General features: G+C 70.9%; 21 protein-coding genes. 1 reads left to right on the plus strand and 20 read right to left on the minus strand.

The annotated features are described in order from the left end of the window. Positions 1-121 precede the first annotated feature (121 nt). Positions 122-682 (plus strand): methylated-DNA--[protein]-cysteine S-methyltransferase, encoded by a 561-nt coding sequence (locus tag IFT77_RS03060; protein ID WP_244638382.1) that lies wholly within the window; start codon positions 122-124, stop codon positions 680-682. On the opposite strand, the gene IFT77_RS03065 is transcribed toward IFT77_RS03060, so the two are convergent. The 20 genes from IFT77_RS03065 to IFT77_RS03160 all read right to left on the minus strand — a co-directional run bounded on the left by IFT77_RS03065 (position 652) and on the right by IFT77_RS03160 (position 21273). Then, entirely contained in the window at positions 652-1452 is an 801-nt protein-coding gene (locus tag IFT77_RS03065; RefSeq protein WP_192169180.1) for a peroxide stress protein YaaA, read from the minus strand. The genes IFT77_RS03060 and IFT77_RS03065 overlap by 31 nt on opposite strands. 29 nt (positions 1453-1481) lie before the next feature. After that, positions 1482-1742, minus strand: coding sequence for a F0F1 ATP synthase subunit epsilon (locus IFT77_RS03070; protein WP_123546308.1), 261 nt, complete (start codon positions 1740-1742; stop codon positions 1482-1484). 2 nt (positions 1743-1744) lie between these two features. Beyond that, a complete protein-coding gene (gene atpD / locus IFT77_RS03075) occupies positions 1745-3205 on the minus strand; it encodes a F0F1 ATP synthase subunit beta (RefSeq protein WP_133737669.1) in 1461 nt (486 codons plus the stop codon). Positions 3206-3244: 39 nt separating this feature from the next. After that, complete coding sequence (locus IFT77_RS03080; protein ID WP_192041899.1) at positions 3245-4144, minus strand: F0F1 ATP synthase subunit gamma; 900 nt, start codon at positions 4142-4144, stop codon at positions 3245-3247. A 44-nt stretch (positions 4145-4188) separates the two neighbouring features. After that, positions 4189-5826: a F0F1 ATP synthase subunit alpha gene (gene atpA / locus IFT77_RS03085; protein WP_123546313.1), complete on the minus strand. Its 1638-nt coding sequence runs from the start codon at positions 5824-5826 to the stop codon at positions 4189-4191. Positions 5827-5884: 58 nt separating this feature from the next. Next, a complete protein-coding gene (locus tag IFT77_RS03090; RefSeq protein ID WP_192169181.1) occupies positions 5885-6679 on the minus strand; it encodes a F0F1 ATP synthase subunit delta in 795 nt (264 codons plus the stop codon). A gap of 2 nt (positions 6680-6681) precedes the next feature. Further along, entirely contained in the window at positions 6682-7242 is a 561-nt protein-coding gene (locus IFT77_RS03095) for a F0F1 ATP synthase subunit B (protein WP_123546317.1), read from the minus strand. Between the two features lie 20 nt (positions 7243-7262). Next, entirely contained in the window at positions 7263-7496 is a 234-nt protein-coding gene (atpE, locus tag IFT77_RS03100) for an ATP synthase F0 subunit C (protein ID WP_043594505.1), read from the minus strand. 71 nt (positions 7497-7567) lie between these two features. Next, positions 7568-8374: a F0F1 ATP synthase subunit A gene (gene atpB / locus IFT77_RS03105; RefSeq protein WP_123546319.1), complete on the minus strand. Its 807-nt coding sequence runs from the start codon at positions 8372-8374 to the stop codon at positions 7568-7570. A gap of 240 nt (positions 8375-8614) precedes the next feature. Beyond that, the gene (locus tag IFT77_RS03110; RefSeq protein WP_123546321.1) at positions 8615-9040 is read right to left on the minus strand and encodes a hypothetical protein; all 426 of its coding nucleotides are present in this window, start codon (positions 9038-9040) and stop codon (positions 8615-8617) included. Then, positions 9037-10317 carry an MraY family glycosyltransferase gene (locus tag IFT77_RS03115; protein WP_369878088.1) on the minus strand — a complete coding sequence of 427 codons (1281 nt, stop codon included), beginning with the start codon at positions 10315-10317 and terminating at the stop codon, positions 9037-9039. Before IFT77_RS03115 ends, IFT77_RS03110 begins: the two co-directional genes overlap by 4 nt. Continuing rightward, a complete protein-coding gene (locus IFT77_RS03120; RefSeq protein WP_192041902.1) occupies positions 10314-10991 on the minus strand; it encodes an L-threonylcarbamoyladenylate synthase in 678 nt (225 codons plus the stop codon). The genes IFT77_RS03115 and IFT77_RS03120 overlap by 4 nt, the downstream gene beginning before the upstream one ends. Positions 10992-11029: 38 nt before the next feature. Next, positions 11030-11917 (minus strand): peptide chain release factor N(5)-glutamine methyltransferase, encoded by an 888-nt coding sequence (gene prmC / locus IFT77_RS16680; RefSeq protein ID WP_192169182.1) that lies wholly within the window; start codon positions 11915-11917, stop codon positions 11030-11032. After that, positions 11914-12996, minus strand: coding sequence for a peptide chain release factor 1 (prfA, locus tag IFT77_RS16685; RefSeq protein WP_123546327.1), 1083 nt, complete (start codon positions 12994-12996; stop codon positions 11914-11916). Before prfA ends, prmC begins: the two co-directional genes overlap by 4 nt. Then, entirely contained in the window at positions 12996-15278 is a 2283-nt protein-coding gene (gene rho, locus IFT77_RS03135) for a transcription termination factor Rho (RefSeq protein ID WP_192169183.1), read from the minus strand. Before rho ends, prfA begins: the two co-directional genes overlap by 1 nt. 260 nt (positions 15279-15538) lie before the next feature. After that, the gene (gene thrB / locus IFT77_RS03140; RefSeq protein ID WP_192041906.1) at positions 15539-16492 is read right to left on the minus strand and encodes a homoserine kinase; all 954 of its coding nucleotides are present in this window, start codon (positions 16490-16492) and stop codon (positions 15539-15541) included. 13 nt (positions 16493-16505) lie between these two features. Further along, on the minus strand, positions 16506-17588 hold the full coding sequence (thrC, locus tag IFT77_RS03145; protein ID WP_123546331.1) for a threonine synthase: 1083 nt from the start codon (positions 17586-17588) through the stop codon (positions 16506-16508). Beyond that, positions 17588-18922 carry a homoserine dehydrogenase gene (locus tag IFT77_RS03150; RefSeq protein ID WP_133737675.1) on the minus strand — a complete coding sequence of 445 codons (1335 nt, stop codon included), beginning with the start codon at positions 18920-18922 and terminating at the stop codon, positions 17588-17590. Before IFT77_RS03150 ends, thrC begins: the two co-directional genes overlap by 1 nt. A gap of 83 nt (positions 18923-19005) precedes the next feature. After that, entirely contained in the window at positions 19006-20409 is a 1404-nt protein-coding gene (gene lysA, locus IFT77_RS03155) for a diaminopimelate decarboxylase (RefSeq protein ID WP_192169184.1), read from the minus strand. Positions 20410-20505: 96 nt separating this feature from the next. After that, entirely contained in the window at positions 20506-21273 is a 768-nt protein-coding gene (locus IFT77_RS03160) for a DUF2993 domain-containing protein (protein ID WP_192169185.1), read from the minus strand. Between the last annotated feature and the right edge of the window lie 7 nt (positions 21274-21280).

The raw sequence follows: 21280 nt of genomic DNA on the forward strand, positions 1-21280 counted from the left end.
CCCCACCTCCGCGCGTCGCGCCTCCTCGTGTGGCCCCTCCCCAGGAACGGCCGAGCTCGCCCTCTCCACAAGTGCCGCCGCCGAGCACGACCTCGCGGGAGCACCTCCGTAGCGTGCCCCCATGCCCGACCTCACCCTCGTCCCTCCGCTGGCGCCGGGGCTGCACGACGACCCGGGCGACGTGCGCTTCGTGCGGCTCCACTCCCCCGTCGGTCGCATCGAGATCCACAGTCGGCGGGACGCCGTGGAACGCGTCCTCGTCGACGACGGACGAGGCCTGCCCCACGACGGGCTCGTCGAGCACTCGGACGACCTGCTCGAGGCCGCCCGACGGCAGGTGCACGACTACTTCGACGGCCGACGTCGTCAGTTCGACCTCCCTGTCAGGCCGATCGGCACCGCCTTCCAGCTGTCCGTCTGGTCGGCGCTCGTCGCGGTCCCGTGGGGGCTGACGACGACCTACGGGCGCCTCGGCGGTGCTGTCGGGAGCCCGCAGGCCGGGCGGGCCGTCGGCGGCGCCGTCGCGTCGAATCCCCTGCCGTTGCTCGTCCCGTGCCACCGGGTCCTCGGCCGGACGGGCGGCGTCACCGGCTACACGGTCGGCCGGGGCGTGCCGACCAAGCAGTGGCTGCTGCGCCACGAGGGCATCGTCTACCGGATCGGGCCCGTGCCGGTCGTCTGACCGGGGTCCCCGAGCAGCGACTCGGACACCAGGACGAGCTCGCCCTCGGCCGACGGCTCGAGGACGATGCCGGCCCTCCGGGCCCACGCGAGGAGGTCGTCCAGCCCGGCGAGCTCGGGGCGGTCCTGGAGGAGGCGACGGACGAGCAGCCCCTTCGACTTCTTGTTGAAGTGGTTGAGGGCTCGACGTCGACCGGACGCGTCGGACACGACTCGGACGAAGACCGACCCGGGGCGTGGAGCAGGCCCGAGCGTCACGTAGCCCTCGGAACGGAGGTCGACGACGAACTCGCCCGACTCGACGACCTCGGCAAGGACGGACGACACCGAGGCGGACCAGGTCGATCGCAGGGACCCGGCCGGCAGACGGGAGTCGTGGGACAGCCGGTACGCGGGGATCGGGTCACCCGCCCGGACGAGCCCGAACAACGCAGAGTGGACGGCGATGTGCTGGTGCGCCCAGCGCCAGCCCCGCTCGTCGAGCTCGTCGACCCCGACGGGGTCGAACAGGACACCGGTGTACCTCGCCAGGGCGGGCATCGTCGGCGAGGACTCGACCGTCCTGTTGCGGTCGACCTCGTCGGCGAGACGCGGGCCGAGCTTGAGGCCGGACATCATCGCGGCTCGATCGGACGAGAGGGCGAGGAGGCGGTCGGTCACGTCACGCCGGACCTCGCTCAGCTGCGGGAACGACAGGGACGCGAGGTCGAGGCCGGACATGCCGCTGCCCCCGTCGAGTTTCGTCTCGGACGGGGGCAGCAGGAACAGCACGGTGGATCAGGAGGAGGTGCGAACGGGTGTCAGGCCAGCTGCGCGTTGCGCGCGACGACCGTGACCGTGTCGTTCTCGACGGACAGGAACCCGTCGTCTGCGGTCGCCTCGACGGTCGAGCCGTCGGTCAGGCGGACGCGGACCTTGCCCGTGGCCAGGATCGCCAGGAGAGGCTCGTGACCCGGCAGGATCCCGATCTCACCCTCGGCGGTGCGGGCGACGATGGACGACGCCTCGCCCGACCACACCTCGTGGTCGGCCGAGACGACGCTCACGGTGAGAGCAGCCACGATCAGCCGTTCTCCTTCTGGATCTGAGCCCACTTCTCTTCGACGTCGGAGATGGACCCGACGTTGAAGAAGGCCTGCGTCGCGACGTGGTCGAACTCGCCGTCCGCGATCGCCGTGAAGGACTCGATGGTCTCCTTGAGGGGGACCGTGGAGCCCTCGACACCGGTGAACTTCTTCGCCATGTACGTGTTCTGCGAGAGGAACTGCTGGATCCGGCGCGCACGCGCGACGGTGATCTTGTCCTCCTCCGAGAGCTCGTCGACACCGAGGATGGCGATGATCTCCTGGAGTTCCTTGTTCTTCTGCAGGATCGCCTTGACGCGGATCGCCGTGTTGTAGTGCGCCTCGCCCAGGTAGCGGGGGTCGAGGATGCGGCTGGTCGAGGTCAGGGGGTCGATCGCTGGGTAGAGGCCCTGCGACGCGATCTCTCGCGACAGCTCGGTGGTGGCGTCGAGGTGCGCGAACGTCGTGGCAGGCGCCGGGTCGGTGTAGTCGTCGGCCGGCACGTAGATCGCCTGCAGCGAGGTGATCGAGTGACCGCGCGTCGAGGTGATGCGCTCCTGGAGCACGCCCATCTCGTCCGCGAGGTTCGGCTGGTAGCCCACCGCGGACGGCATGCGGCCGAGGAGCGTCGAGACCTCGGAGCCGGCCTGCGTGAAGCGGAAGATGTTGTCGATGAAGAGCAGGACGTCCTGCTTCTGCACGTCACGGAAGTACTCCGCCATCGTCAGCGCCGACAGGGCGACCCGGAGGCGCGTCCCCGGCGGCTCGTCCATCTGGCCGAACACGAGGGCGGTCTTGTCGAACACCCCGGCCTCGTCCATCTCGGCGATGAGGTCGTTGCCCTCACGGGTGCGCTCGCCCACGCCGGCGAACACGGACACACCACCGTGATCCTGCGCGACGCGCTGGATCATCTCCTGGATGAGGACGGTCTTGCCGACGCCCGCACCGCCGAAGAGGCCGATCTTGCCGCCCTGCACGTAGGGCGTGAGGAGGTCGATCGACTTGATGCCGGTCTCGAAGAGCTGGGTCTTCGACTCGAGCTGGTCGAAGGCCGGGGGCTTGCGGTGGATCGGCCAGCGCTCGGTGATCTCCACCTGCTCGTTGCCCTCGAGGTTGAGGATCTCGCCGGTGACGCTGAAGACCTTGCCCTTGGTGACGTCGCCGACGGGCACCGAGATCGGCGCGCCGGTGTCCGTGACCTCCTGGCCGCGGACCAGGCCGTCGGTCGGCTTAAGGGCGATGGCCCGGACCAGGTCGTCGCCGAGGTGCTGGGCGACCTCGAGGGTCAGCTCGCTGGTCGTGTCGCCGATCGTGATCGTCGTGTGGAGCGCGTTGTACACGCCGGGGATGGCGTCGTGCGGGAACTCGATGTCGACGACGGGGCCCGTGACCCGGGCGACTCGCCCGACGCCGGGAGCCGACTCGGTCGCGACCGGCGCGGTTGCGGTGTCAGTCATGGCTTCTCTCTCTTCGGATGGTGATGCTGGGGGGCAGATCTACTTGGCCGAGCTGAGGGCGTCTGCGCCGCCCACGATCTCGGAGATCTGCTGCGTGATCTCGGCCTGGCGAGCGTTGTTCGCCAAGCGGGTGAAGTCCCGGATGAGGGTGTCCGCGTTGTCGCTGGCGGCCTTCATGGCCTTCTGGCGAGCAGCGTGCTCGGACGCCGCCGACTGCAGCATCGCGTTGAAGATGCGGCTCTCGATGTAGACCGGCAGGAGCGAGTCGAGCACCTCGGTGGCGTCGGGCTCGAAGTCGTACAGCGGCAGGATCTCGTCGTCGGCAGGTGCCTCGACGCCCTCGACGACCTCGAGGGGAAGGAGCCGGACGACCTCGGGGACCTGGCTGACCATGTTCACGAAGCGGTTGTAGACGATGTGGATCTCGTCGACCCCGCCCTCGGACGCGGCGGTGAGGAACTTCGACACGACTGCGTCGCCGATCTCCTTCGCGGTCGCGAACTCGGGCTGGTCGGTGTTGCCCGTCCAGATCTGCTCCGAGTCGCGCTTGCGGAACGCGAAGTAGTTCTGCGCCTTGCGGCCGACGAGGTAGAACACGACGTCCTTGCCCTGGCCGCGCAGCAGCGTGGCGAGCTGCTCGGCCTCCTTCAGCGTGTTCGAGCTGAAGGCGCCGTTCAGGCCACGGTCGGACGTGAACACGACGACCGCGGCACGCTCGACGGTCGCGGGCTCGGTGGTGAGGATGTGGTCGACGTCCGAGAACGTCGCCACGGCCGAGACCGCACGCGTGATGGCTCGCGAGTACGGCCCGGAGGCCTTCATCCTCGCCTGCGCCTTCTGGATGCGCGAGGCCGAGATGAGCTCCATCGCCCGCGTGACCTTCTTCGTGGTCTGCGCGGAGCGGATCCTCTGGCGGTAGACCCGTAGTTGGGCTCCCATGACTCTCCTGTTGTCTCGTCAGTCCTGATCGTCGGTCGAGCGCGTCAGCGCTTGGCCTTGACGATCTTCTCCTGGTTGACGTCGGCGGCGTCGGTGGCCTCGAACTGCTCGGTGCCGACCGAGGCGAGGGGCTTGCCCTCTCCCGTCTGGAACTCCTGCTTGAAGGCGTCCACGCCGGCGTCGAGCGCCGAGACGATGTCGTCCGACAGGACGTTCTTCTCACGGAGGTCCGACAGCACCGAGGTGTTGCGGCCGAGGTAGTCGAGCAGCTCGCGCTCGAAGCGGAGCACGTCGGGCACGGGGACCTCGTCGAGCTTGCCGTTCGTGCCGGCCCAGATCGAGACGACCTGGTCCTCGACGGGGTACGGCGAGTACTGCGGCTGCTTGAGCAGCTCAGTGAGACGCGCACCACGGGCGAGCTGACGACGGCTCGCGGCGTCGAGGTCGGACGCGAACATCGCGAAGGCCTCGAGCGAGCGGTACTGGGCCAGCTCGAGCTTGAGCGTTCCCGAGACCTTCTTGATCGACTTCAGCTGGGCGTCGCCGCCGACTCGTGAGACCGAGATGCCGACGTCGACAGCGGGACGCTGGTTGGCGTTGAACAGGTCGGACTGCAGGAAGATCTGGCCGTCGGTGATCGAGATCACGTTGGTCGGGATGTAGGCCGAGACGTCGTTCGCCTTGGTCTCGATGATCGGGAGACCGGTCATCGAGCCGGCGCCGAGCTCGTCGGACAGCTTCGCGCAGCGCTCGAGCAGGCGCGAGTGCAGGTAGAAGACGTCGCCGGGGTAGGCCTCGCGGCCCGGCGGGCGACGGAGGAGCAGGGACACGGCACGGTAGGCCTCGGCCTGCTTCGACAGGTCGTCGAAGATGATGAGGACGTGCTTGCCGCCGTACATCCAGTGCTGGCCGATGGCCGAGCCGGTGTAGGGGGCGAGGTACTTGAAGCCCGCGGGGTCGGATGCCGGAGCCGCGACGATCGTCGTGTACTCCATGGCGCCGGACTCTTCGAGGGCGCCCTTCACGGACGCGATCGTCGAGCCCTTCTGGCCGATGGCGACGTAGATGCAGCGGACCTGCTTGTTGACGTCGCCCGACTCCCAGTTGGCCTTCTGGTTGATGATCGTGTCGATCGCGATCGCCGTCTTGCCGGTCTGGCGGTCGCCGATGATCAACTGACGCTGGCCGCGGCCGACCGGGATCATGGCGTCGATGGCCTTGATGCCGGTCTGCATGGGCTCGTGCACCGACTTGCGCTGCATGACGCCGGGGGCCTGGAGCTCGAGGGCGCGACGCCCCTCGTTCGCGATCTCGCCGAGACCGTCGATGGGCGCACCCAGGGGGTCGACCACGCGGCCGAGGAAGCCGTCGCCGACGGGGACCGAGAGGACCTCGCCGGTGCGGGTCACCTCCATGCCCTCCTCGATGCCGGAGAACTCGCCGAGCACGATCGTGCCGATCTCGTCCTCGTCGAGGTTCTGGGCGAGGCCCTGCGTGCCGTCCGCGAAGCGGATGAGCTCGTTGGCCATGACGCCGGGGAGACCCTGGACGTGCGCGATGCCGTCAGCGGCGTCCGTGACGTAGCCGACCTCGGTCGTCGAGGCCTTGGACGGGTCGTACGACGACACGAAGTCCTTCAGCGCATCGCGAATCTCATCGGGGCTGATCTTGATGTCTGCCATTGTGATTCCTATTCGTAGCGAGGCTTCAGGGGGCCTCGAGTCTGTGTGGGGTGCGTGCCTAGCCGGCGAGCTGGAGGCGGAGCGCGCTGAGCTTGGTGGCGACGGTCCCGTCGATGACCTCGTCGCCGACCTGGACGCGGAGCCCGCCGATCACGGCAGGGTCGACGACCTGGTTGATGCGGAGGCTACGCCCGAACTGTCGGGACAGACCCTGTTCGAGGCGGGCCGCGTGGGCGTCGTCGAGGACGCGCGCGGTCGTGACCGTGGCGACGAGCTGGTCCGACTGGTCGGACACGATCTCGGCTGCCGTGCGGAGGAGTTCCCCGATCCGACGGCCGCGGGGCTGACGGACGAGGTGGCTGACGATCGTGATCGTCTGCTCGCTCGCGCGTCCCCCGAGGAGGCGCTGCACGAGGCCTGCCTTCGCCTCGGGGTCGCTCAGCTTGGTGCCGATGGCGAGCTCGAGGGAGGAGTCGGAGCGGACGGCCGCGTCGAAGGCGAAGAGCTCGTTCGCGATCGTGCTGCCGTCGGGGATCGTGGAGGCGACGACACGGATGCCGATCTCCTCCATGCCCGCGAGGAGATCGCGCTTCGAGGACCAGCGGCGGCCCACCACGGACAGCACCAGCGCACGCGCCGGCTCGGTGAAGGCACCGAACACGCGGTCGACGAGCTGCTTCTTGGTGGCGGCGTCGACAGCGGGGTCGGCGAAGTAGGCCTGCAGCTGGACGTTGCCGCCGATGACCCGACCGGCGTCGAGCACCTGCTCGCCCGTGGTCAGGTCCGCGGCACCGCCGAGGTCGGCGAGGGTGGACCTCGCCGACCCGAGCGCCTCACGGGACATGGAGCCCATCGTCAGCGGCCCGCCTTCGTGTTCTGGTCGGCCTCGAGGTCGGCCAGGAACCGGTCGACGACGGCGGATGCCTTGGCGTCGTCCGCCAGGGACTCGCCGATGACGCCCGACGCGAGGTCGATGGCCAGCGAGCCCACCTCGGCACGGAGTGACGCGACGGCAGCCGCACGCTCGGCCTCGATCTGGACGTGGGCGTTCGCGGTGACGCGATCGGCCTCGGCCTGTGCCTGCTGCTTGAGGTCGGCGAGGATCTCGGCGCCCTCGGCACGAGCGGCCTCACGGATGCGAGCCGCCTCGGCGCGGGCGTCGGCCAGCTGCTTCTTGTACTCGTCGAGGGCCTTCGCCGCCTCGGCCTGTGCGGCCTCGGCGTGGGCGATGCCGCCTTCGATGCGCTCGGCACGCTCGTCGAGGATCTTGCGGAACTTCGGGATCGCGAAGATCCCGAAGAACGCGGCGATGACCACGAAGACGACGAGAGACCAGAGGATGTCGTAACCGGCGGGGAAGAAGACGGCAGCCCCTTCGGGAGCACCGCCCTCGGCCGCGAGGATCGTCTCGATCATCGGTGTGTCGTCCTAACTGATCAGGAGAAGATGAAGCCGGCGGCGAGGCCGATGAAGCCCAGCAGCTCGGTGAACGCGATGCCGAGGAACATCGTGACCTGGAGGCGGCCGGCCAGCTCGGGCTGACGTGCCATGGCCTCGACGGTCTTGCCCGCGACGATGCCGATGCCGATGCCGGGGCCGATCGCTGCGAGGCCGTAGCCGACGGTCGCGATGTTGCCGTTGATCTCAGCGAGGATCGTGGTGGTGTCCACTTGTGTTTCCTTCCGGTTGGGCGGGGCTCGTCAGGCGACGGGCCCCGTCGTTCTTAGTGTTCGTTCGACGCTCAGTGTTCGTTCGACGCGGCCTGTTGGATGTAGACCGAGGCGAGGAGCGTGAAGACGTAGGCCTGCAGCACGGCGACGGCCATCTCGACGATGGTCATCACGAACCCGCCGATGAGGGTCAGGGCGCCGAACGCCATGAACCCACCGCTCATGCTGAAGAAGAAGAAGTGCGTCGCGGCGAAGCAGAGCACGAGGAGGAGGTGGCCGACCATCATGTTCAGCAGCAGTCGCAGGGCCAACGAGATGGGCCGGACGATGAAGATGTTGATGAACTCGATGGGCGTCAACAGGATGTACATGTACCACGGCACACCGGCAGGGAACAGCGCGTTCCGGAAGAAGGTCGCCCCGCCCACCTCGCGGAAGCCCGCGTAGATGAACATGACGTACGCGACGACGCCGAGCAGCAGCGGCATGGCGACGACGGAGGTGCCGGCGATGTTCAGCCCGGGCACGATGCCCGTGATGTTCATCGCGAAGATGCCGAAGAACATCGCGGCCAGCAGCGGCAGGTACTTCCGGCCGAGCTTCTCGCCGAGGATCTCCTCGACGATCTGCACGCGGACGAAGTCGAGGCCGAGCTCGGCGATGCTCTGGCCACGGGACGGCACGAGGCGCCCCTTGCGGAGGGCGAGCCAGAAGAGCAGCAGCATGACGGCGATCGCGAAGAGGCGGACCAGCATGATGCGGTTCAGCTCGAAGGGGGTGCCTTCGAAGAAGATCGCGGACGGGAAGAACTCGTCAAGAGTCGGGGCGTGGAATCCCCCGTCTCCGTGGCCGGTCTCGGCAGCGGAGAGCAGGTTCACAGCGTTCGCTATCAGCGCTATCTCCTGTGTCGGGGCGAGCACCCTGAAGTGTCGCGACGATTGGTGGGGTTGTCATCCGAACCCGCAGAGAATCGCGGCCGGGGAACGGTCATGACTCTATCAAGGTATTCGGCGCTGGCACGAATCGGCGGCGGTCTTTTCATGCCCTGCAAGGAACATGACCCGGCCGCCGCCGCACACGGGCCCGGGAGGGCCTCGTCGTGGTGGTCCGTGGACCTGTCAGTCCTGCGGCGCGGGAGGCAGGACCGCGTCGCTGACGTTGCCGAGGCGACCGCGGACGACCACCAGGGCGTCGATGGCGAGAGTGCCGATGATCGACACGACGAGGGCCAGGAAGAGCACGACGTCGTTCACGAACGGCTGGTCCTTCACGAGGACCAGCAGCACGACGAAGATGACGAGCTTGAGCAGCCAGGCGCCCATCACGATGCCGAAGAAGGCCGCGAGGCGGAACCGGATCGCGATGAGCATGCTCGCCGCGGTGATGCCGGCGAAGACGACGGCGAGGGCCACCCCGACGAGCGCGCTCCAGAGCCCGTCCGTCCCTGCGAGGGCGTACCCGAGACCGCCTCCCACCACGGCGATCGCGAGGGCCAGGAAGCCCGTGTAGGTGAGGATCTTGGTGAAGATCGATCGGGCGTTCATGGGCGTTCCTCCGGGGGTGTCAGTTCGGGCACCACGGCGTTCTGCGCCGTGTCGGTGTCGGACGGGTCGAGGACTCCGGCGGCCTCGTCGAGCGGGTCGAAGCGTCCCGACTCGCTCGCCGCGAGGTCGGCGGTGCGGGTGCTCTGGACGGCGACCTCGACGCGCTTCCTGCGGCTCAGCGGCGCGAGGGTCAGGGCAGCGCAGACCACGAGGCCGACGCCGAGGAAGAGCCCGACGAGCCAGGCGGGCTTGACGAAGAGGAACATCAGGCAGCCGACGGAGACGACGAGGGTCCACGAGTAGAAGATCAGCACGGCCTGGAAGTGCGAGTGGCCCATGTCGAGGAGGCGGTGGTGCAGGTGCTTCCGGTCCGCCGTGAACGGCGACTTGCCCGCACTCACGCGGCGCAGCACGGCGAGTCCGAAGTCGAGGAGGGGCACGACCAGGACGGCGAACGGCAGCAGGATCGGGATGAAGGCCGGCAGCAGCGCGGACCGCGAGATCGTGGCCGGGTCGATCTGGCCCGTCACGGAGATGGCGCTGGTCGCCATCACGAGGCCGGTGAGCAGGGCGCCCGCGTCGCCCATGAAGAGCCGTGCGGGATGCCAGTTGAGCGGGAGGAAGCCGAGGCACGCACCGATGAGGACGGCCGTGAGCAACGCAGCCAGGTTGAAGTACTCGGTCTGGCCGATGGTGATCGAGATGACGAAGCTGTAGATGAAGAACACGCTGTTCGCGATGATCGTCACCCCGGCGACCAGCCCGTCGAGGCCGTCGATGAAGTTGACCGCGTTCATCACCAGGACGATGGCCAGGATCGTGAGGATCAGCGACATGTAGGGAGAACCGATGGCGAGGCTGCCGCCGATCGGGAGCGACACCAGCTGGACTCCCTGCCACGCGAGGACGCCCGCCGCGATGATCTGGCCGGCGAGCTTGGTCATCCAGTCGAGGTCGTAGAGGTCGTCGACCACCCCGATGACCACGATGATCGTCGCCGCGCCCAGGATGGCCAGCGGCGGGCCAGGGTCCGCGAACACGAGGCGGAAGTAGTCGACGCCGGAGATCAGGGGGAAGACGAACCACGCCGCGAGGAGGGCGACCACGACCCCCGCCCACATCGCCACTCCCCCGAGCCGCGGCGTCGGCGTCTGGTGGACGTCTCGCTCGCGGATCGTCGGGTAGAGCTTGAAGCGGAGGCCGAGGCGCCAGACGACGACGGACAGCACGAAGCTGACGACTGCCGCGATGACCATCGCGAGCAGGTAGTACCTCACGCGAGGGCGTCGGCCCCGACGACGCGTCTGATCTCGGAGTCGGGCAGGACGCCGTGCCGGACGATGCGGACGACGCCGTCGGACGCACCCGTCGCGTCGACGATCGTCGAGCCCGTGTTGGCGCCGGGCCGCCGTTCCCAGCCGCTGCCCACGGGCCCTGCGTCGAGGTACACCGACACCGAGTCGCCCAGCATGTCGAGGGCCGCCTGGGCGGTCTCGGCCGCGGCACGGCCGGTGAGGTTGGCGCTCGAGACCGCGAGCGGCCCCGTCTCCTCGAGCAGCTCGAGGGTGAGCGGGTGGCTCGGCACGCGCAGGGCGACGGTGCCCCGGGTGTCGCCGAGGTCCCAGCTGAGGGACGCCTGCGCGCGGAAGATCACGGTGAGCGGCCCCGGCCAGAACTCGTCGAGCAGCGGCCTGACGACCTCGGGCACCGTCGAGGTGAGCGCGGCGAGCGTCTCCTGCCCCTTGATGAGGACGGGAGGCGGCGACTGGCGGCCCCGCCCCTTGGCGTCGAGGAGCTTCTGCACGGCGCCGGCGTCGAACGCGTCGGCGGCCACGCCGTAGACCGTGTCGGTGGGCAGGACCACGAGCTCGCCCCGGCCGATGGCGCCGCGTGCTCGACGCATGCCGGCGAGGAGCTCGGAGTCGACGGAGAGGTCGTAGAGGGAGGCCATGACCTGACGATGATAGTGCGGACGACCTGGAGAGGGCGTCAGCGCACCGCCGTCGTCGCACGGTCGCGACCGGTGAGGTCGGGGTGCGTGACCGTGGACCGCCAGCCGACGGCGTCCAGCAGGTCGCGGATGGCGCCTCCCTGTGCCTCGCCGTGCTCGATGACGAGCACACCACCGGGGCGCAGGAGGCGGAGGGCCGTCGCCGACAGGTCGCGCACGACGTCGAGGCCGTCAGCTCCCCCGTAGAGGGCGAGCGCCGGGTCGTGCAGGCGCACCTCGGGATCGCGCGGAACCATCCCGACGGGGATGTACGGCGGGTTCGAGGCGACCACGGACACGGTGCCGTCGAGCTCGGGCAGGGCGTCCGCGAGGTCGCCCTCGACGAGGCGGGCGTTCTCGGCGCCGACCGCGGCGATGTTGCGACGGGTCCAGACGGCCGCCTCGGCCGAGAGCTCGACCGCGACGACGGACGCGTGCGGCACCTCGGTGGCCATGGCCAGGGCGATGGCGCCGCTGCCCGTGCCGAGGTCGACCGCGATCGGGGCGGGCTCGGCCGCGGCGCGCAGGGCGTCGACGGCCAGCTGCGCCACCCCCTCGGTCTCGGGTCGGGGCACGAAGACGCCCGGTCCGACGTGCAGCTGCATCGACCGGAACGGAGCGGTGCCCGTGATGTGCTGGAGCGGTTCCCGAGCGGCGCGCCGTGCGATCGCGGCGGCGAACGCCCCGGCGGCGTCGGCCGTCAGGGCGGACCGGGTGACGACCCGGGCGCGGAGTACGCCCCGACCGAGGTCGAGCACGTGGGCCAGCAGCAGCTCCGCGTCGACGTCCGGCGTCGGCACCCCGGACGACGAGAGCACGGCCGACCCCGCCGCGAGGGCGGAGTCGACCGAGCGGGCGTGCCCGAGGTCGGCGACGGCGTCGGTCACGACGCGGCGTCGCCGATCTCGGCGAGCCGGGCCTCCTCGTCGGCCTGGATGCACGACTCGACGACGGGCTGCAGGGCCCCGTCCATCACGGCGTCGAGGTTGTACGCCTTGTAGCCGGTGCGGTGGTCGGCGATGCGGTTCTCCGGGAAGTTGTAGGTGCGGATGCGCTCCGACCTGTCCATGCCCCGGATCTGGCTCTTGCGGGCGTCCGACGCGATCGCCGCCTGCTCCTCCTGCTGGCGCGCGAGGATGCGCGCGCGCAGGACGCGCATGCCGGCCTCGCGGTTCTGCAGCTGGCTCTTCTCGTTCTGCATCGCCACCACGATGCCCGTGGGCAGGTGGGTGATGCGGACGGCCGAGTCGGTCGTGTTGACCGACTGGCCCCCGGGGCCCGACGACCGGTAGACGTCGATCTTGAGGTCGTTCTGGTTGATGTCGACCTCCTCCGGCTCGTCGACCTCGGGGAACACGAGGACCCCGGTCGTGGAGGTGTGGATGCGGCCCTGGGACTCCGTGGCGGGCACGCGCTGGACGCGGTGCACGCCTCCTTCGTACTTCAGGTGCGCCCAGACGCCCTGCGAGGGGTCGGTGGCGTTCGACTTGATGGCGACCTGGACGTTCTTGTACCCGCCGAGGTCGCTGTCGTCGCTCTGGATCATCTCGGACTTCCAGCCCATGCCCTCCGCGTAGTGCAGGTACATGCGCAGGAGGTCGGCGGCGAAGAGGGCGCTCTCCGCGCCTCCCTCGCCCCCCTTGATCTCCATGATCACGTCGCGGCCGTCGTCGGGGTCACGAGGGATCAGGAGGCGCCGCAGCTTCTCCTGGGACTCGTCGAGGCCCTGCTCGAGCGCGGGCACCTCGTCGGCGAACGCCTCGTCCTCCTTCGCGAGCTCCCGTGCGGCCTCGAGGTCGTCACCCGCCTGCTGCCACGCCGAGTGTGCAGCCACGATGCGGCTGAGCTCGGCGTAGCGGCGGTTGATCTTCTTGGCGCGCGCGGCGTCCGCGTGGACCGCGGGGTCGCTGAGCTGGGTCTGGAGGTCGTCGTGCTCCGCGAGGAGCACGGACACCGACTCGAACATCAGTGGTCTTTGTGGCCGGCGTCGTGGCCGTTCGCGGGCATCGACTTCTGGATCTGCACGAGGAACTCCACGTTCGACTGCGTCTCCTTGAGGTTGCCGAGGACGATCTCGAGCGCCTTCTGCTGCTCGAGGCCGGCGAGGGCGCGACGCAGGCGCCACGTGATCTTGACCTCGTCGGGGCTGAGCAGCATCTCTTCGCGACGCGTGCCGGAGGCGTTGACGTCGACGGCCGGGAAGATCCGCTTGTCGGCGAGGTGACGCGAGAGGCGGAGCTCCATGTTGCCGGTGCCCTTGAACTCCTCGAAGATCACCTCGTCCATCTTCGAGCCGGTCTCGACCAACGCGGTCGCCAGGATGGTCAGCGAGCCGCCGTTCTCGATGTTGCGCGCAGCGCCGAAGAAGCGCTTCGGCGGGTAGAGGGCCGACGAGTCGACGCCGCCCGACAGCACGCGGCCGGAGGCCGGGGCGGACAGGTTGTAGGCGCGGCCGAGGCGGGTGATCGAGTCGAGCAGCACGACGACGTCGTGGCCCAGCTCGACGAGGCGCTTCGCCCGCTCGATCGCGAGCTCGGCGACCGTCGTGTGGTCCTCGGCGGGGCGGTCGAACGTCGAGGCGATGACCTCGCCCTTGACCGTGCGCTGCATGTCGGTGACCTCTTCGGGGCGCTCGTCCACCAGGACGACCATGAGGTGCACCTCGGGGTTGTTCACCGCGATGGCGTTGGCGATCGCCTGCAGCACGAGCGTCTTGCCGGCCTTGGGCGGCGAGACGATCAGGCCGCGCTGGCCCTTGCCGATGGGCGACACGAGGTCGATGATGCGGGTCGAGAGCTTCTGCTGCTCGGTCTCGAGGCGCAGTCGCTCCTGCGGGTAGAGAGGCGTGAGCTTGCCGAACTCGACGCGCTTCGCGGCCTCCTCGACGGGCTGGCCGTTGATGGAGTCGATCCGGACGATCGCGTTGTACTTCTGGCGGCCCTGGCCCTGGTCGCCCTCGCGCGGCTGGCGGATCGCGCCGACGACGGCGTCGCCCTTGCGGAGGTGGTACTTCTTGACCTGGCCGAGCGACACGTACACGTCGCTCGCGCCGGGCAGGTAGCCCGTGGTGCGGACGAAGGCGTAGTTCTCGAGCACGTCGAGGATGCCGGCGACGGGGATGAGGACGTCGTCCTCGGAGATCTCAGGCTCGAACTCGTCGGTCTGGACGCCTCGGCCGCGCTTGCGGTCACGCTGACGGCCACGGCCCTGACGGCCGTTCTCGTCCTGCTGCTGCTGCGGGCCGGTGCCCTGCTGGCGGTCCTGCTGCTGGCGGTCGCCCTGCTGCTGGTCGGCCTTCTGGCCGCCCTGCTGCTGGCGGTCCTGCTGCTGGCGGTCCTGCTGCTGGCGGTCGCCCTGCTGCTGGTCGGCCTTCTGGCCGCCCTGCTGCTGACGGTCCTGCTGCTGCTCGCCGGCCGCGGCCTGCTGGCCGGACTGGCCGTTCTTGCGGTCTCCGCGGCCACGGCTGCGGCTGCGACGGCCACCGCCCTGCTGGCCGGACTGGTCGCCCTGACCCTGGTCGCCCTGGCCCTGGTCGCCCTGCGCCTGGTCGCCCTGGCCCTGGTCGTCCGCACCCTGGGCGCCCTGGGCGCGCTCGGCGGCGTCGAGGTCGGTGGTGGTGTCGGAGGGCTGCTCGCCCTGCGCCGCGGCCTGAGCCTCGGCGACGGTCGCGTCGGAGGCGCGGCGCGAGCCACGGCGGCTGCGCGAGGGACGCTCGGCGGCGACGGGCGCCTCCTGGGCGACCTCTGCCGCGGGAGCCTGCTCGGCCTGCGCGACGGGAGCCTCGACCGGGGTCGTGGCGGGGGCCTGGAGGACGGGCTCGACGCCCGACTCCCCGCCGTTGACGTGGTCGCCGGCGCCGCGCTGGGCGGGAGCGCCGGCAGCGGAGGTGGCGCGACGCGAGCCGCGACGGGCACGGGTCGGGGCGACGGGCGCCTCGTCGGCGGCGGCGACTTGGTCGGCCTGGGCCGGCTCGGCGCCGGCGACCTCGACGGGCGCGTCGGCGACGGCCTCGACGGGCACGTCGAGCACCGGCTGCTCGACGACGGGCGCGGCGGCCTCGGCCGGGGCAGCGCTGCCCCCGGCCGACTGCGCCTGCACGGCGGCGATCGCGGCGACGAGGTCGCCCTTGCGGAGCTTGGAGAGACCGCTGATGCCGAGCGAGGAGGCGAGGGCCTGGAGCTGCGGGAGGCGCATGGCGCTGAGCTCGGCGGTGGTGTCCGCAGAGTTGGGGATGTCGACGTCTGACACTGGTGTTGGGTTCCTTCCGCTCCCCCGCGAGAGCCGCGAGGCTGAGCTGGTCACACCTCGTGGCCTGGAGTCTGCCCTGTCGGCAGGCCCTGCGCGGATGCGCGCTGCGCGGGATGCGCAGAGGAGCTCACGGAGGTGCGGCGCACGTACGCCAGACAGGCGGACGGACGCTGCGAGATGTGCACTACGGGATGTGCGGCCCGGGGGGATCAGGGAGCCTGGGGACTCGACACGCCTACTCGAGAACCGAGGAGGTGCTGCTAGAAGCCCAGGGGATCTTGATTCTCTACCGGGTGCGGCTTCACTGTAGCACCCCGCAGGTCGACGGCGAGCATGACGGCGCGCCAGTCGGACAGGGAGTGCTCGGCAACGAGATCAGCCGCGAACAGGCGCTGCGCGGGGTCGCTCCCGAGCACCAGCAGCGACGGTCCCGCGCCGGACACGACCGCGGCCAGGCCGGCGTCCCGCAGCAGGGAGATCAGCGCGTCGGTCTCGGGCATGGCGCTCGCCCGGTAGCTCTGGTGGAGCCTGTCCTCCGTGGCGGCGAGCAGCAGCTCGGGGCTCTGGATCAGCGCCGCCACGAGCAGGGCGGAGCGCGACACGTTGAACGTCGCGTCCTCGTGCGGCACCGACGCGGGCTGGAGGCTGCGCGCGAGCTTCGTCGAGAGGGTCGACTCCGGCACGAACACGACGGGAGACACGCCCCGGTGCACGAGGAGGCGCTTGTGGGCGGGGCCCGACGAGGTCATCCACGCGATGGTGAGCCCGCCGAAGAGCGCCGGGGCGACGTTGTCGGGATGGCCCTCCATCTCGGTGGCCACCCGCAGCAGGTCGGCGGAGGAGAACTCGACCACCCCCTCCAGCAGGCCCTTGGCGGCGACGACACCGGAGACGATGGCGGCGGCCGACGAGCCGAGGCCCCGCCCGTGCGGGATCACGTTGCGGGCCTCGAGCCGGAGGCCCGGCAGCGGCTGCCCGACGGACGCGTAGGCCGCGGCGATGGCCTGCACGACGAGGTTGCCCTCGTCGGTGGGCACCTCGCCCGCGCCGACGCCCTCGACGTGCACCTCGACGCCCGAGCCCGTCGTCGTGGTGACCACGAGCTCGTCGTAGAGCGAGACGGCGAGCCCGAGCGTGTCGAAGCCGGGGCCGAGGTTCGCCGAGGTCGCCGGCACCCGGACCAGCACCGACCGCACGTCGCCCGCTCGGGTCATCAGCACGCCTCGGTCACGCAGAGGCCGGGACGAGCCCGAGCACCTCGGCCACGCGCGAGGTGTCGCTCTCGACGACCGTCGGCGTGACCTCGGAGCCGTCGGCGCGACGGAGCGCCCACTGCGGGTCCTTCAGGCCGTGGCCGGTGACCGTGAGGACGACCGTCGCGCCCGCCGGGACGACGCCCGCGTCGGAGCGCTCGAGCAGGCCCGCCACGCTGATCGCCGACGCCGGCTCGACGAAGACGCCGACCTCGGCCGCCAGGATCTTCTGCGCGGCGAGGATCGCCTCGTCCGTGATCGCTCCGAACCAGCCGTTCGTGAGGTCGCGGGCCTCGAGGGCCAGCTGCCAGGAGGCGGGGTTGCCGATGCGGATCGCGCTCGCGATGGTCTCGGGGTGCTTCACGACCTCGCCCGCCACGATCGGCGCCGAGCCGGAGGCCTGGAAGCCGAACATCCGCGGCAGGCGCGTGGAGCGACCGGCCTCGACGTCCTCGCGGTAGCCGCGGGTGTAGGCCGTGTAGTTGCCGGCGTTGCCCACGGGGAGGAAGTGGAAGTCGGGGGCGTCGCCGAGCACGTCGACGACCTCGAACGCGGCCGTCTTCTGGCCCTCGATGCGGTCGTTGTTGACCGAGTTCACGAGGTGCACCGGGTAGTTCTCGGCCAGGTCGCGCGCGATGTCGAGGCAGTCGTCGAAGTTGCCCTGGATCTGGATCAGCTGACCGTCGTGGGCGACGGCCTGGCTGAGCTTGCCCATGGCGATCTTGCCCTCGGGCACGAGCACCGCGGCGGTGATGCCGGCGTGCGCGGCGTAGGCGGCGGCCGACGCCGACGTGTTGCCGGTCGACGCGCAGATGACGGCCTTGGCGCCGTGCTCGACCGCCTTCGAGATGGCCATCGTCATGCCGCGGTCCTTGAAGGAGCCCGTCGGGTTCATGCCCTCGTACTTGACGAACACCTTCGCCCCGGTGCGCGCGGACAGCGCCGGCGCGGGGATGAGGGGCGTGCCGCCCTCGCCGAGGGTGACGACCGGGGTCGCCTCCGTCACGTCGAGACGGTCGGCGTACTCGCGCAGGACACCCTGCCACTGGTGGGCCATCAGGCTCCTTCGACTCTCAGGACGCTCGTGACGGAGTTCACGACCGCGGTGTTGCGGAGGGCGACGACCGTGGCGGCGAGGTCGGACTCGCGGGCACGGTGCGTGCCGATGATCAGGGTAGCGGTCGCGGGGGGCGCCTCCTCGTCACGGGACGCACCGGGCTCGAGCCCGCCGGTCTGCTCGACGCTGTGCACGCTGACGCCGTGCTGGCTGAGCACCGTCGCGACCTCGGCGAGGACGCCGGGCTGGTCCGCGACGTCGAGGGTGATCTGGTAGCGGGTGACCACGTGGCCGATGGGCAGCACGGCCAGGTCGGCCTGGGTCGACTCGGCGACGCCGGGGCCGCCGATGACGTGTCGACGCGCGGCGGACACGAGGTCGCCGAGCACCGCCGAGGCGGTCTCCACTCCCCCGGCGCCCGCGCCGTAGAACATGAGGTCGCCGGCGGCCTCTGCCTCGACGAACACCGCGTTCTTCGCGCCGTGGACGGCCGCCAGCGGGTGGTCGAGCGGGACGAGCGCGGGGTACACGCGAGCGCTGACGCCGTCCACGCCGTCGGAGTCGGTGAGCCGTTCGCAGATGGCCAGGATCTTGACCACGTAGCCGGCCTTGCGCGCAGCCTGCACCTGCTCGTGCGTCACGGACGTGATGCCCTCGCGGTGCACGGCCGAGAGCGGCACCGTCGTGTGGAAGGCGAGGCTCGCGAGGATGGCCGCCTTCTGCGCCGCGTCGAAGCCCTCGATGTCGGCCGTCGGGTCGGCCTCGGCGTAGCCGAGGGCCGTCGCGGTCGCCAGGGCGTCCTCGAGCGTGTCGCCGTCGGTGTCCATCCGGTCGAGGATGAAGTTGGTCGTGCCGTTGACGATGCCCATGATCCGGCGGATCCGGTCGCCGGCGAGGCTGTCGCGGAGCGGTCGGATGATGGGGATGGCGCCGGCGACGGCCGCCTCGTAGTAGAGCTGGGCGCCGACCTGCTCGGCCGCCGCGAAGAGCTCGGGGCCGTGGTGAGCGAGGAGCGCCTTGTTGCCCGTGACGACGTCGGCCCCCGACAGCAGCGCCTGCAGCACGTGGTGGCGGGCCGGCTCGAGCCCGCCCATGAGCTCGACGACGATGTCGGCCCCGAGGATCAGCGACTCGAGGTCGGTGGTGAACAGCTCGCGCGGCAGGTCGACGTCGCGGGGCGCGTCGACGTCGCGGACGCCGATGCCGACCAGCTGCAGGCCGGCGCCGGCGCGACCCGCCAGCTCGTCGGCGTGCTCGAGGAGCAGGCGCGCCACCTGCGACCCGACCGATCCGGCGCCCAGCAGGGCGACCCTCACGTCGCGGTATTCGTCCATGGTGTTCCGTTCTGTGGAGGCGACCCGGTCGGGGCGCCGTGAGCTGAGGGGCAGGGGTGGTCGGGAGACGTGCGCCGCGAGGCTCAGTCGAGGCCGGCGTCGCGGGCGAGGAGGTCGGCCTCGGTCTCACCACGGACGATGACCCGAGAGGCCCCGTCGCGCACCGCGACGACCGGGGGCCGCCCCACGTGGTTGTAGTTGCTCGCGAGGCTCCAGCAGTACGCGCCCGTCGCGGGCACGCCGAGCAGGTCGCCCGGCGCGACGTCGGCGGGCAGGTACTCGGCCAGCACGACGAGGTCGCCGCTCTCGCAGTGCTTGCCCGCGACCCGGACGAGGGCAGGGCCCGCCGAGGAGGCGCGGCTCACCACGCGCGCGGAGTAGTCGGCCTCGTAGAGGGCCGGCCGGGCGTTGTCGCTCATCCCGCCGTCGACGCTGACGTAGCGACGGACGGCGGTCTCTCCGGTCTGCTCGTCGACCGTGACCGCGACGTCCTTGACCGTGCCCACCGTGTAGAGGGTCGTGCCGGACGGCCCGGCGATCACCCGGCCGGGCTCGACGGCGACCACGGGCAGCGGGATGCCGAGCCGCGCGCACTCGGCCGCGACGATGTCGGCCAGCGCGGCGGCGAGCTCGTCGAGGGGACGCGCGTCGTCGACCGACGTGTAGGCGATGCCGAAGCCGCCGCCGAGGTTGAGCTCGGGGACGGGACCGTCGGCGAGCAGCTCGGCGTGGAGGGCCAGGAGCCGGCGCGCGGCCTCGCCGAACCCTTCCGAGCCGAAGATCTGGGAGCCGATGTGGGAGTGCAGGCCGAGGAGCCGCAGCGACGGCCGGCTGCGGATGTCCGCCACCACGGCCGGTGCGTCGGCGAGGGTGATGCCGAACTTCTGGTCCTCGCGGGCCGTGGCGAGGTAGTCGTGCGTCGACGCGTGCACGCCGCTGTTGACGCGGACGCGGACGGACTGGACGACGCCGTGACGAGCCGCGGCCTCGGCGACCCGCACCACCTCCTCCGCGTTGTCGACGACGATGTTGCCGATGCCCGCCGCGACGGTGCGGTCGATCTCGGCGAGCGACTTGTTGTTCCCGTGGAACGCCATGCGCGAGGGCTCGACCCCGGCCGCCGCGGCGACGGCGAACTCGCCGCCGGTGCAGATGTCGACGCGCAGGCCCGCCTCGGCGACCCAGCGGGCGACCTCGACGGACAGGAAGGCCTTGGCGGCGTAGTAGACGATCGCGCTGGTGCCGACGCGTCCCAGCTCTCGGTCGAACGCCTCCTTCGCGCCGCGGGCGCGCCCTCGGAAGTCGTCCTCGTCGACGACGTAGAGGGGACTGCCGTGACGGGCGACGAGCTCGGTGGCACGGACGCCGGCGACGGCGACGACGCCGTCGTCGCCGCGGAGGGCGCCGTGCGACCAGACCGAGCGGTCGAGCGCGTCGACGTCGTCGGGCTCGAGCAGCCAGTCGGGAGCGAGGGGGTTGGGCGACACGGGGACCTCGGTGGGGATCGGGAGGGGCGGGACGACGACGAGCCTAGCGACAGCGGCCGCGCGTGACGGAGCCCCGCGGCGGCCGGCGCCCCGGCATCAGCTGCAGCTGCCCTTCGCGGCCAGGCCGGAGGAGGTCAGCGGCAGCCCGTCCGACCGGAGGCCGAGCTGCACCCGGCCCGGCTCGACGTCGACCGACGTGAGCACGACGCCCGGGGGCAGCTGCTCGGCGACGCAGACGCGCTGGGCGAAGTCGCCGAGGAACGGGGTCAGGTCGAGCGACAGGGACGTGTCGGGCAGCGACGCCCGCGTCGGGGTGAAGTCGAGGGCACGGCCGTCGTCGGCGATCGCGGGCGTGGCCGTCACGTCGACGGGCACCGCCCCGAGCACGGGCACGTCGAAGCTGCGGGCGTAGGTCACGTCGCCGTCGCCGAGCGTCACGGTCGCGCCGGCGGACGAGACGCCCTCGAGCGAGCTGACCGTCGCGGAGTCGGCCGAGAGCGTGCCGGTGACCGCGCCGGAGGTGCCCTCGAGGTCGGTGGGGACGTCGCTGACGTCGAGGCGGAACGAGACGGGGTCGCCCGCCGAGCCCGAGGACAGCGTCACGTCGTCGAGCGAGCCGTGCGCGATCTGCCAGAGCACGGAGGTGCCGTGGACGTCGACGGCCACGTCGTCGAGGCCGGTCGCGGTCGAAATCTCGGCTGCGGCACGCTGCTCGACCAGGCCGCGGGTCACGACGTCGGCGACGACCGCGAGGATCGCGAGCACCACCAGGACGCCGACCAGCACGAACAGGCCGGCGGCGGCGCCCCGGGCACGGCGGCGCGGGACGGCCCGCTCGGCGAAGAAGTCGTCGACGTCGCTCATCTCGTCG

The sequence above is a fragment of the Frigoribacterium sp. CFBP 13729 genome (assembly GCF_014841875.1).
Lineage (GTDB): Bacteria > Actinomycetota > Actinomycetes > Actinomycetales > Microbacteriaceae > Frigoribacterium.

Coding starts and splice junctions, on each gene's coding strand:
- atpD (WP_133737669.1), bottom strand. CDS start 3,205: ATGACTGACACCGCAACCGCGCCGGTCGCGACCGAGTCGGCTCCCGGC.
- thrB (WP_192041906.1), bottom strand. CDS start 16,492: ATGACCCGAGCGGGCGACGTGCGGTCGGTGCTGGTCCGGGTGCCGGCG.
- prfA (WP_123546327.1), bottom strand. CDS start 12,996: ATGTTCGAGTCGGTGTCCGTGCTCCTCGCGGAGCACGACGACCTCCAG.
- IFT77_RS03090 (WP_192169181.1), bottom strand. CDS start 6,679: ATGGGCTCCATGTCCCGTGAGGCGCTCGGGTCGGCGAGGTCCACCCTC.
- IFT77_RS03160 (WP_192169185.1), bottom strand. CDS start 21,273: ATGAGCGACGTCGACGACTTCTTCGCCGAGCGGGCCGTCCCGCGCCGC.
- IFT77_RS03110 (WP_123546321.1), bottom strand. CDS start 9,040: ATGAACGCCCGATCGATCTTCACCAAGATCCTCACCTACACGGGCTTC.
- IFT77_RS03150 (WP_133737675.1), bottom strand. CDS start 18,922: ATGGACGAATACCGCGACGTGAGGGTCGCCCTGCTGGGCGCCGGATCG.
- thrC (WP_123546331.1), bottom strand. CDS start 17,588: ATGGCCCACCAGTGGCAGGGTGTCCTGCGCGAGTACGCCGACCGTCTC.
- IFT77_RS03095 (WP_123546317.1), bottom strand. CDS start 7,242: ATGATCGAGACGATCCTCGCGGCCGAGGGCGGTGCTCCCGAAGGGGCT.
- IFT77_RS03080 (WP_192041899.1), bottom strand. CDS start 4,144: ATGGGAGCCCAACTACGGGTCTACCGCCAGAGGATCCGCTCCGCGCAG.
- IFT77_RS03120 (WP_192041902.1), bottom strand. CDS start 10,991: ATGGCCTCCCTCTACGACCTCTCCGTCGACTCCGAGCTCCTCGCCGGC.
- atpA (WP_123546313.1), bottom strand. CDS start 5,826: ATGGCAGACATCAAGATCAGCCCCGATGAGATTCGCGATGCGCTGAAG.
- IFT77_RS03060 (WP_244638382.1), top strand. CDS start 122: ATGCCCGACCTCACCCTCGTCCCTCCGCTGGCGCCGGGGCTGCACGAC.